Annotated in this window: 6 protein-coding genes; 2 read left to right on the top strand and 4 right to left on the bottom strand. The window is 67.8% G+C overall.

What is annotated here, in order from left to right:
• Positions 1-3,957, top strand: a 3,957-nt coding sequence (locus V6M89_RS23385; RefSeq protein ID WP_332855441.1) for a PAS domain-containing protein, incomplete at its 5' end; no start/stop codon positions are given.
• Positions 3,954-4,898 carry a diguanylate cyclase domain-containing protein gene (locus V6M89_RS23380; protein ID WP_332855440.1) on the top strand — a complete coding sequence of 315 codons (945 nt, stop codon included), beginning with the start codon at positions 3,954-3,956 and terminating at the stop codon, positions 4,896-4,898. The genes V6M89_RS23385 and V6M89_RS23380, both read left to right, overlap by 4 nt.
• Positions 4,899-4,920: 22 nt before the next feature.
• Here V6M89_RS23380 and V6M89_RS23375 read toward each other — a convergent pair whose 3' ends face one another.
• From V6M89_RS23375 to V6M89_RS23360, 4 genes are all read right to left on the bottom strand, one after another.
• On the bottom strand, positions 4,921-6,060 hold the full coding sequence (locus V6M89_RS23375; protein WP_332855439.1) for an acyl-CoA dehydrogenase family protein: 1,140 nt from the start codon (positions 6,058-6,060) through the stop codon (positions 4,921-4,923).
• A 9-nt stretch (positions 6,061-6,069) separates the two neighbouring features.
• Positions 6,070-7,260, bottom strand: a complete 1,191-nt coding sequence (locus tag V6M89_RS23370) for an acyl-CoA dehydrogenase family protein (RefSeq protein WP_332855438.1) — start codon at positions 7,258-7,260, stop codon at positions 6,070-6,072.
• 184 nt (positions 7,261-7,444) lie between these two features.
• Positions 7,445-9,277, bottom strand: a complete 1,833-nt coding sequence (locus tag V6M89_RS23365; RefSeq protein WP_332855437.1) for a glycoside hydrolase family 16 protein — start codon at positions 9,275-9,277, stop codon at positions 7,445-7,447.
• 352 nt (positions 9,278-9,629) lie between these two features.
• The gene (locus tag V6M89_RS23360; RefSeq protein WP_332855436.1) at positions 9,630-10,745 is read right to left on the bottom strand and encodes a hypothetical protein; all 1,116 of its coding nucleotides are present in this window, start codon (positions 10,743-10,745) and stop codon (positions 9,630-9,632) included.
• Positions 10,746-10,751: the final 6 nt, after the last annotated feature.

Here is a 10,751-nt window from a genome sequence, read left to right as displayed (position 1 = left end):
CGCCAGCTGCTGGCGCGGGCCGCCGAGCAGGCGATGCGGGCCCAGCTGCACGCCAACGGCGAAGCCCTGCTGTCGACCGAAGCGGCCGACGGCACGCCGATTTACTTCGGCTTCAGCCGCGCGCCGGTCAGCCGCGTCACCGTCGCCATCGCCACGCCGCAGCACCAGGCCCTGCAGGAATTGCTGAACGCCATCACCACCATCTCGCTGACCATGACCGCGCTGCTGCTGGCCGGCTTTTCGCTGGCCTGGTGGGTCGGCGGCCGCATCGCCCGCTCAGTGCGCGAGCTGGTCGGGCCGGCCCAGGCGCTGGCCAGCGGCAGCCCCTTCACGCTGGGCGCGCCGACCTTCCGCGAGGCGAACGAGGTCGGGCAAGCCTTCCACGCGCTGGAGGGCGACCTGCGCCGCAACCAGGCCCAGCTCGAACAGCTGGTGGCCGAGCGCACCGTCCAGCTGGAAAAAAACCGCGCCCAGCTGGAAACCCTGTACGCCACCGCGCCGGTCGGGCTCAGCTATGTCGACAACGAGCTGCGCTTCGTCCGCCTGAACGACTACCTGGCCGCGCTCAACAACGAGCCGGTGATCGCCCACCTGGGCCGCCACGTGGGCGAGATGATCCCCGACCCCGAGGTGCGGCGCAGCGTGCTGGCCGACTACCGCACCGTGCTCGACAGCGGCCGGCCGCTGACCGGCCTGCAACGCTCGGGCTATCCGGCCGCTTCGCCCCAGCAGCTGTGCTACTGGGTGCTGAGCTACTACCCGCAGTTCGGCACCAACGGCCGCATCGTCGGCATCACCGCCCTGCTGATGGACGTGAGCGAGCTGAAACGGGCGGAGGCCGAACTGCGGCGCTCGCGCCAGCTGCTCAGTTCGATGCTGGAAAACATGCCGGCGATGATCTTCCTGAAGCGCGCCGCCGACCTGCGCTACGAGCTGTTCAACCGCCACGGCGCCCAGATGTTCGGCCGCCCCAACGGCGAAGCCTTCATCGGCAAGAGCGACTACGACCTGGTGCCCACCGCCCAGGCCGACTTCTTCGCCGCCGCCGACCGCCGGGTGCTGGCCTCGGCCCCCGGCGAGGTGACCGAGATCGCCGAGGAACCGATCACCGACGCCAGCGGCCGGACCCGCTACCTGACCACCCGCAAGGTGGCGCTGCGCGACGAACACGGCGCCGTCACCCACGTGCTGGGCATCTCGCTCGACATCACCGACCGCAAGGCCGCCAAGGAGGCGTTGCGCGCCACCGTGGCGCAACTGGCGCAGAGCGAGCACTTCGTGCGCACCGTGACCGACAACCTGCCCGGCATGGTGGCCTACTGGGACGCCGGCCTGCGCTGCCGCTTCGCCAACCGCTATTTCCTCGAGTGGCACGGCCGCCGCACCGGGCAGATGCTGGGCGCGCACATGCCCGAAGTGCTGGGCGAGGCCCAGTACGCCGTCTGCGCGCCCTATGTGCAGGGCGCGCTGGCCGGCCAGCCGCAAGCCTTTGCCGACCAGCTGCGCTGGCCGTCGGGCGAGCTCAGCCACACCTGGGTCAACTACATCCCGGATGTCGACCAGGGCGGCCTGGTCAGCGGTTTCTTCGTGCTGGTGTCCGACGTCAGCGAGCTCAAGGAAACCGAGCTGCACCTGCAGGAACTGAACGAGGAGCTGGTGCTGGCGCGCGACCGCGCCGAGGCCGCCAGCCGCGCGAAGAGCGAATTCCTGGCCAATATGAGCCACGAGATCCGCACGCCGATGAACGCCATCATCGGCCTGGCGCGCCTGCTGGAGGAAGCCGGGCTGGCGCCGCGCGAACGCGGCTACCTGGACAAGATCCAGCTGGCCACGCAATCGCTGCTGGGCCTGGTCAACGACGTGCTGGACTTCTCGCGGGTGGAGGCGGGCCAGCTGGTGCTCGAACATGCCAGCTTCAGCCTGGAGCGCGTGCTCAGCAGCATCAGCGTGCTGGTCAGCGGCAGCGCCTGCGACAAGGGCATCGAGCTGGTCTACGACATCGACCCGCGCCTGCCGGCCGAGCTGGCGGGCGACCCGATGCGGCTGCAACAGGTGCTGCTCAACCTGATCGGCAACGCCATCAAGTTCACCGAGCGCGGCGAGGTGGTGCTGCAGGTGCGGCAGGCGCCCGGCGCCGTCGCGCCGGAGCCGCCGGGCCTGCCGGGTTTGAGAGCGATGCTGCTGGAATTCCGCGTGCGCGACACCGGCATCGGCATCACGCCGGCACAGCAGGCGCACATCTTCGGCGCCTTCTCGCAGGCCGACAGCAGCACCAGCCGCCAGTTCGGCGGCGCCGGCCTGGGCCTGGCGATCTGCCGCCAGCTGGCCGACATGATGGGCGGCGCGATCGAGGTCAGCAGCGAACCCGGCGTCGGCTCGGAATTCCTGTTCACCTGCCCGCTCGAATGCGGCGCGCCGGCCGCCGCGCCGCCGGCCGTCGCCGCCGGCCTGGCGGTGCTGATCGTCGACGACAACGCCAGCGTGCGCCTGGCCTTGCAGCGCGCCTGCGACCACCTGGGCTGGGTCGCCAGCGGCGCCGCCGACGCCGGGGCCGCGCTGGCCCTGCTGCATGAACGCCAGCAGCTGGGCCAGCCCTACGGCCTGATGCTGCTGGACTGCGACCTGCCGACGCCGGACGGCGCCGCCCTGCAGGACTGGCTGCAGGCCGGCCAGCCGCTGCCGCCGGTGCTGCTGATGGCGTCCGAACACGTGGTCGCCGCCCAGGCCCAGCGCTGCAGCGGCCTGGGCGCGGCCGGCATGCTGTCCAAGCCGGTCAGCCCGGCGCGCCTGCTGGAGCGGGTCGCCTCGCTGCTGGGGGGCGACAACCGCGACGCCGGCATGGCGCCGCTCAGCGAGCATTCGCCGCTGCACGAACGGCTGGCCGGCATGCGCGTGTTGCTGGTGGAAGACAATGAAATCAACCAGGAGGTGGCGCAATACATGTTGCACCACGCCGGCGCCAGCGTCGAGACGGTGGCCAACGGCCAGCTGGCGGTCGACTTGCTGCTGGCCGATCCCCAGCGCTGCGACGTGGTGCTGATGGACGTGCAGATGCCGGTGCTCAACGGCTACGACGCCACCGTGGCGATCCGCGCGGCCGGCGGCGCGCTGGCCGACCTGCCGGTCGTCGCCATGACCGCCAACGTGATGGAGGACGACCGCCGCCGCGCCCACCGGGCCGGCATGAACGCCCACGTGGCCAAACCGATCGACGTCGAGGAAATGATCACCGTGCTGATCCGGCTGGTGCGCAGCCAGACCGAGCCGGCGGCCGCAACCGATGCCGCGACTGCCGTGACGGCCGTGGCGGCTGCGGCGTCCACGCCGCCCGCCCCGGACAGCGCATTGGCCCGGCTGGGCGACAACGCCGCGGCGCTGGCGGCGCTGCCCGGCGTCGACCTGGACGCGGCGCTGGCCCGGCTGGGCGGCAACGCCGATGCGCTGGTGGCGCTGCTCAAGCGTTTCGAGCTGTCGCAGGGCGGCACTGTGGGCGAGGTGCGGGCGCTGCTGGCCGCCGGCCAGCCCCAACAGGCGGCGCAAAGCCTGCACCGGCTGCGCGGCGTGGCCGCCAACCTCGGCGCCACCCAGGTCGCCGGCCTGACCGCCAACGTCGAAGCCGTGCTGCACCACGCCGCCCCCGAGCCGGCCGCGCTACAGGCCGCGCTGGCGCAGCTGGAGTCCGCGCTGCAGCGGTTGACGGCGGCGGCGCGCCAGCTGGCGGCGCCGGATGTTCTCCCGAGCAACACTGTGACGCAAGACTTACCGCAAAAGCTGGCGGAGTTACAGTGTTTGCTTCAGAATAACAACTTGAAAGCCTTGGAACACTTCCGCGCGCTGCGCCCGGCACTGGCGGCGACGGCGCAAGCCGGCGCGCTGGCGGAAGCGGTCGAGACGCTGAATTTCACAGTTGCGCAAAAAATGGTGGCCGATATGTTGCAACGAAAGGACAGTGCATGAGCTGGACCAACCTGGCCAGGAATGGACGCATACTGGTGGTCGATGACGCCATGGAAAACATCCAGATCCTGCATCACGCCCTGCGCGACGAGCACGACGTGCTGTTCGCGCTGGACGGCGAGAAGGCGCTGGAAGTGGCGCTCGAGCAGCAACCCGACCTGATCCTGCTGGACGCGGTGATGCCCGGCATGGACGGTTACGCGGTCTGCGCGGCGCTGCGCGACTCGCCTCGGCTGCAGGACATCCCGGTGATCTTCGTCACCGCGCTGAGCCAGCCGGAAGACGAGACCCGCGCGCTGGAGGCCGGCGCGGTCGACTTCATCAGCAAGCCCTTCAACGTGGCGGTGGTGCGCGCGCGGGTGCGCAGCCAGCTGACCATCAAGCGCCAGGCCGACGCCATGCGCGAGCTGAGCATGACCGACGGCCTGACCGGCGTGGCCAACCGCCGCAGCTTCAACGACGCGCTGGAGGCCGAATGGCGGCGCTGCGCGCGCGCCGGCCTGCCGCTGTCGGTGATCATGATCGACATCGACCACTTCAAGCTCTACAACGACCATTACGGCCACCAGGCGGGCGACCTGTGCCTGCAACAGGTGAGCGCGGCGATGGCGCGTTGCGCCGCGCGGCCGCCGGATCTGCTGGCCCGCTACGGCGGCGAGGAATTCATCCTGCTGCTGCCGCAGGAGGGGCCGGAAGGCGCCGACGTGGTGGCGCGCCGCATCCTCGACGAAGTGCGGCTGCTGGCGATTCCGCACGCCGCCTCGCCGACCGCGCCGCACGTCTCGGCCAGCCTGGGCGTCTGCACCGCGCTGCCGCCGCTGGACGCCAGCGGCAGCGACGCCGCGGTGCGGGTCGCCGACAGCCAGCTCTACCTGGCAAAACAGGGCGGCCGCAACCGCCACAGCAGCAGCGCGCTGGACGCCGACAAGGCCAAGGACTAAGCCCGGGCCTGGTCGCGGCGCTTCAGGAATGCTGCTGGAAGCCGCGCTGGGCGATGAAGCGCTCCAGGTGATGGTCGACATCGCCCAGGCTCACCTCGATCATCGCCAGGCGCTTGAAGTGGTGCGCGGCCGGCAGTTCGTCGGTCACGCCCATGCCGCCGTGCAGCTGCACCGCCTGCTGGCCGAGGAACTTCGACGCCTGCCCCACCCGCACCTTGGCCGCCGACACCACGCGCCGGCGCTCCTCGGCGTCGCCGCAGGACATGCGGGCGGCCGCCAGCATCGCCATCGAACGGGCCTGCTCCAGGTGGATGTACATGTCGGCCATGCGGTGCTGCAAGGCCTGGAAGCCGCCGATCGGCGCGCCGAACTGCTTGCGCGTCTTCAGGTACTCCAGCGTGGCGGCGAACAGCGCGTCCATCGCGCCGACCGCTTCCGCGCACAGCAGGCTGGCGCCGTAGTCGGCCGCCTCGTCGAGCATCTCCCACGCGCCGCCCAGCTTGCCCAGCAGCGCCGAGGCCGGCACCGCCACATGGCTGAACTGCACCGTGGCGGCGCGCTGGCCGTCGATGGTGCGGTAGTCGCGCACGATCACGCCCGGCGTGTCGGCCGGCACCACAAACAGGCTGATGCCGTTGGTGTCGCGCTGGGCGCCGGCGCTGCGGGCCGAGACGATCAGCGCGCCGGCCTGGGCGCCGTGGATCACCACGGTCTTGCTGCCGTCGATGCGGTAGCCTTCGCCGTTGATGCTGGCGATGGTCTTGATGTCCGACAGTTCATGGCGCGCGTGCTTCTCGCCCAAAGCGCAGGCCAGCGTCAGTTCGCCGCTGGCGACTTCCTCCAGCAGATGATGCTGGTTGCCGGCCAGCTTGAGGAATTGCGCGCCCCACACGGTGGCGAAGTAAGGCTCGACCACCAGGCCGCGGCCGATCTCCTGCATCACCACCCACAGGTCGACCGCGCTGCCGTTGAAGCCGCCCTGCTCCTCCGGCACCGGCAAGGCCGTCATGCCCAGTTCCACCAGCGTGCTCCAGGCCACGTCCGACACGCCCGAGGCGGAATGCACGATGCGCTGGCGCACGTCGAAACCGTAGTCCTTGTCGACCCAGCGGCGCAGCGCGTCGGCGAACTGCTGCTGTTCTTCTTTCAAATTAAAATCCATCGCTGCCCCTTACAGTCCCAGGATCATCTGGGTGATGATGTTTTTCTGAATCTCGTTCGAGCCGCCGTAGATCGACGTCTTGCGGAAATTGAAGTAGTAGCCGGCCAGCGGCGCGGCGGCGTCGTCGCCGGTGACGGCGTGGTCGGCCTTGCCTTCGAGGTAGTCGGTGTCGAACGGCAGCGCGTCCGGGCCCAGCGCCTCGACCATCAGCTCGGTCAGCAGTTGCTGGATCTCCGAGCCGCGCACCTTCAGCAGCGAGGCCTCCGGTCCCGGCGCGTGCGATTCGCGCGTGATCACGCGCAGCACCGTGGTTTCCAGCGCCATCAATTCAATTTCGAGACTCGCCACCTTGGCGGCGTAGACCGGGTCCTGCAGCAGCGGCTTGCCGTGCTTGTAGTGCTCGGAGGCGATCTTCTTCAGGAACAGCAGCTCGCGCTTGGAGCGGCCGACCGCCGCGATGCCGGTGCGCTCGTGGCCCAGCAGGTACTTGGCGTAGGTCCAGCCCTTGTTTTCCTGGCCGATCAGGTTCTGCACCGGCACCTGGACGTTGTCGAAGAAGACTTCGTTCACCTCATGGTCTTCGTCCAGCATGATGATGGGACGCACGGTGATGCCCGGCGTCTTCATGTCGATCAGCAGGAAGGAGATGCCCTCCTGCTTGCGCACGGTGGTATCGGTGCGGACCAGGCAGAAGATCATGTCGGCGTGCTGGGCCAGCGTGGTCCAGGTCTTCTGGCCGTTGACGATGTAGTGGTCGCCGGCGCGCTCGGCAGTGGTCTTCAGCGAAGCCAGGTCGGAACCGGAGCCGGGCTCGGAGTAGCCCTGGCACCACCAATCCTCGCAGCTGAGGATGCGCGGCAGATAGTGGGCCTTCTGCGCCTCGTTACCGAAGGCCATGATGACCGGCGCCACCATGTTGACGCCGAACGGCAGGATGGGCGGGGTGCCGGCGCGGGCGCACTCTTCCTCCCAGATATGGCGCTGGGTGGCGCTCCAGCCCGGACCGCCGTGCTCGACCGGCCAGGCCGGCGCGGCCCAGCCCTGGCGGGCGACGATCTGATGCCAGCGCACATAATCCTGGCGGCTCAGGCGCAGGTGGTTGCGGACTTTCTTCTGCAAATCGCTGGGCAGGTTAGCGTCGAGAAAGGCGCGCACCGTGTCACGAAACGCCAGATCCGCCGCCGTGTAGTTCAAATCCATGCTGTCTCCATATTCTTATGACCCCGCTAAAAAAGCACGATCGTTCAAATAATTGTACCCGATATCCTGCTCTGCATTGTGGCATTTTTAAAGGGCGACAGAATGGCGCAATTTCCAAAACCCCGGGGTCAGGTCCCCCATTAATGCATCAGTTCGTGAGCAAATGGGGGACCTGACCCTGGGTTTATTTCATGGTGTAGCTTTGGCGCGCGGTGTCGACGGCGTAGTTATGTGCCGCGTCCCAGTAGGTGAAGCTGTAGTTCACCACGTCGCCGATCTTCAGGCCGCTCGCGGTGTAGCTGTTGACGCCGGCGCTCTGCGTCATCCGCACGTTCAGCTGGCCGCCGCCGTTGACGGTGTAGTGCACGTCCGCCCAGCTGCTGGAAGTCAGCGAGAACTTCAGCATGGTCGCGCTGGTTTGCTGCACGGCCGGCGCCGGAGTTGGTGTCGGCGTAGGCGTTGGTGTCGGAGTTGGCGTCGGAGTTGGCGTCGGGGTCGGCGTTGGGGTTGGAGTCGGTGTGGGCGTCGGGGTCGGAGTTGGCACACCGGTATCCCAGACGATGTCATCGATCGCCATCTGGAAAGCCGAGCTCGGCAGTGCGGCGCCGTCGCTGGCGATCTGGAACAGGTCCAGCATCGACTGCAAGGCGACCTTGCTGCCGGCCAGGTCGGCCACCGGGATGGTCGCCGTGCCCCAGTCGCCATTGCGCACCAGGCCGTAGGTGGTGGCGTTGGCCGGGAACTTGACCGCGTTCTGGTTGGTGTAGGTATCCTGCACACCCACCGTGAAGGCGACGTTGGCCGGGATCTTGATCTTCAGCTTCATGGTGCCGTTGCGGAAGTTGCTCATGTCCCGCGCCTGGCGCGATTCCACGCTGCCGCCGAACCACTGGCCCGGCGTGTTGAAGCTCCACGCCATCACATTGCCGCCTTCATACGGCGGCAAGTTGCCCTGCGTGACAGAGGCGTTGTTCCACACAAAAACGTCGGAGCTGGTGCCCGCCTGCAGTTTGTTGTTGACCACGGTGTTGTCGGTGAAGACGCCGAACTTGCCCACCTCCGGCGTGGTCTGGCTACCCAGCTTGACCGAGCCCTTGCCGTCCAACTGGTACACGCGCACATAGTCGACATACATGGTGCCCGGCAGCGGCGCCGTCACCTGCCCCGGCGCGGCCGCGTCGGTGAAGTTGCCGCCGACGGCCAGGTTGAACAGCAGGTAGAACGGCGATTGCAGCGCGGTCGAATTGACCGGCAGCGGATTGTTGTACATATCGTGCTCGACGCCGTTGTCGACCACGGTGAAGCGCATCTGCGTGTCGGTCCAGTACAGGCGGTAGACGACGAAGCGGTTCGCCAGCGACTGGCTCGGCGTGTACCAGTTCTTGGTCTGCCATGCGGTCGAGGCGGCGCAGCTTTCGTTGCCCGGCACGCAGGCGGCCTGCTGCCAGGTGATGACGTTGGAGCCGACGAAGTTGTCGATCGCCGGCGTCGGCGTGCCGGCCGCCGCGCGGCTGCTGGCCTTGTGGCCCATCTCGATGATGTCGATCTCGCCGTTGCGCGGCCAGGTCTGCGGGCTCACGCCCAGCATCCACGCGGCCGGCCACAGGCCGATGCCCAGCTGCGGCGTCGACATGCGGATCTCGACCATGCCGTACTGCACCTGCACCTTGCCGAAGGAGCCGATTTTGCCGGAAGTGAAGACGTTGCTGCCCACCGTCTGGTTCTGCGCCTTGATCGCCAGCGCCCGCGTGTTCGGCTCGAACGGCACGTTGGCGATGGAGACGTTGTTGGGGCTGTAGTACTCCAGTTCCTGGTTGCCGTAGCCGCACAGGTTGATCTGGCAGCCGTTGCCGTCCACCGCCGTCCACAGCGTGGTGTTGAGCGCGGCGGCGTTGAACTCCTCGGACCACAGCAAGGGGCCGATGACGGGACTGGTGACGCTGGCCGACACCTGCGTGCCGTACGCCATCAAAATCCCGGCGGCAACGGCGGACAGAACGAATTTCTGTTTATTCACAATGTATGACTCCTCGTATCCATACTTCCTCATTTCGAACCGGACGGCCGTCCGGTCCGCACCTTCGCCGGCAACGCCGGCTATTCCGTTTGCGGTCAGGGAGCATGGAGCGCCAGACAACCCGGCCCGGCAAAAAAATGGGCGCAGGGGCGCCTTCGCTACGAGGCGTTTCGCTTGCTGTTGCAGTCTCCGTGCCGACCGGGTCGTGGCCCGGTCTGTGTCGCTGATTAGAATTGGAAACGATTCCAATTCAGTGTTCAAAATATATTCTGATTAATATTTTTTGTCAACGAAGACGCGCAAGCGTGTGCGACTTATTTTTTGCGCAGGCGTTTGAGAAAGGCAGGCAATCTTAGGTCGAGGCCTTGTTGTGCTTATCCTCGTTGCGCATGGCGGCGCGGCGGCCTTGCGCGGCCAGCGCGTAGGCCTCCTGTGCCCGCCGATAGCCATATAGCCATTGGGTTTCCACGTCGGCCACGTATTGTTCATAGCTGGCCGGCGCCACCAGTTGCACGCGGTTGTGCCGCCACGCGATGCGCTTCTGGACACCGGTTCCGTGCAAGGCCTCGCTGACGTCGGACGTATCGATCCACACGTCGACCGACTGGCCGTGCACATGGCGCAGGCGGCGGTTGGCGTCGAAGCCGAACACCGAACGCAAGGCCGGAATCGCGGTGAACTGTTCGTAGGACTGCTTCATCTCCATGCTGATGTGCTGCGCCAGGCACTGCGCCAGCTCGATCGGGAACAGGTCGATCACGCCGCCGGTGTAGTCGGCGCCGCCGGCGGACTGGCAGCGGAAGTAGACCATGTCGGCAATCGAGATGCGGGCGGCGTCGGCCAGGGGCATCGTGGTGTCGATCTCCAGCTCGTGCGCGACGGCGTTGGTCCAGCCGTCACGGCCGATGGCCGATGGCTGGCCGGCCGCCAGCGCGGCGATGCGCGCATCGCCAAACAAGGTGACGCGATAAATGGCGCGCCCTTGCCGCAACTGCCCTACTTCGTCGGGACCGAACAGCAGCTTGCCGCCGAGGATGGCCAGCGCCGGCGTGGTCGAGGATGCGGCCGTGGGCGCCGGCGGCAGCGGCAGCACCGGTGGAATCTCGAACAGATAATCGTTGAACAGGTCTGGAATATGCGCCGCCCGCGCGCCATTCAAGCGCCGCAGCACGATGCTGGTCACGGCCCGCAGCGGCGAGGCGCGCGGGCCGGAACGCAGGCCGCAGAAAAACTCATACATCTGCGGCGACGCCAGCCAGGCCTTGCGCGCCGCGCTGTCCGGCAGGTTGCGGATGATGGCGCCGGCCACCGAACCGCCGCAGGTGGCCAGCAGCAGGTCCGGCTCCTGGCCGGCATCGATCGCCGCCGCATGCATGCCGAGGTAGTAGCCGAAGCAGAAGCCGCCCCCGGCCAGCACCATGCATCGCTGGTAGCGTGGGTCTGCCTGGTCGCGCGCGGCATGGCTCATGCGTGG

The organism is Duganella sp. S19_KUP01_CR8 (genome assembly GCF_036688705.1).
In the GTDB taxonomy this organism is placed as follows: Bacteria; Pseudomonadota; Gammaproteobacteria; order Burkholderiales; family Burkholderiaceae_D; genus Rugamonas.
This window is presented reverse-complemented; position numbering and strand designations above follow the sequence as displayed.

Excerpts from the sequence above, each read along its gene's own strand:
- V6M89_RS23380 (WP_332855440.1), top strand. The coding sequence starts at position 3,954 with ATGAGCTGGACCAACCTGGCCAGGAATGGACGCATACTGGTGGTCGAT.
- V6M89_RS23375 (WP_332855439.1), bottom strand. The coding sequence starts at position 6,060 with ATGGATTTTAATTTGAAAGAAGAACAGCAGCAGTTCGCCGACGCGCTG.
- V6M89_RS23370 (WP_332855438.1), bottom strand. The coding sequence starts at position 7,260 with ATGGATTTGAACTACACGGCGGCGGATCTGGCGTTTCGTGACACGGTG.
- V6M89_RS23360 (WP_332855436.1), bottom strand. The coding sequence starts at position 10,745 with ATGAGCCATGCCGCGCGCGACCAGGCAGACCCACGCTACCAGCGATGC.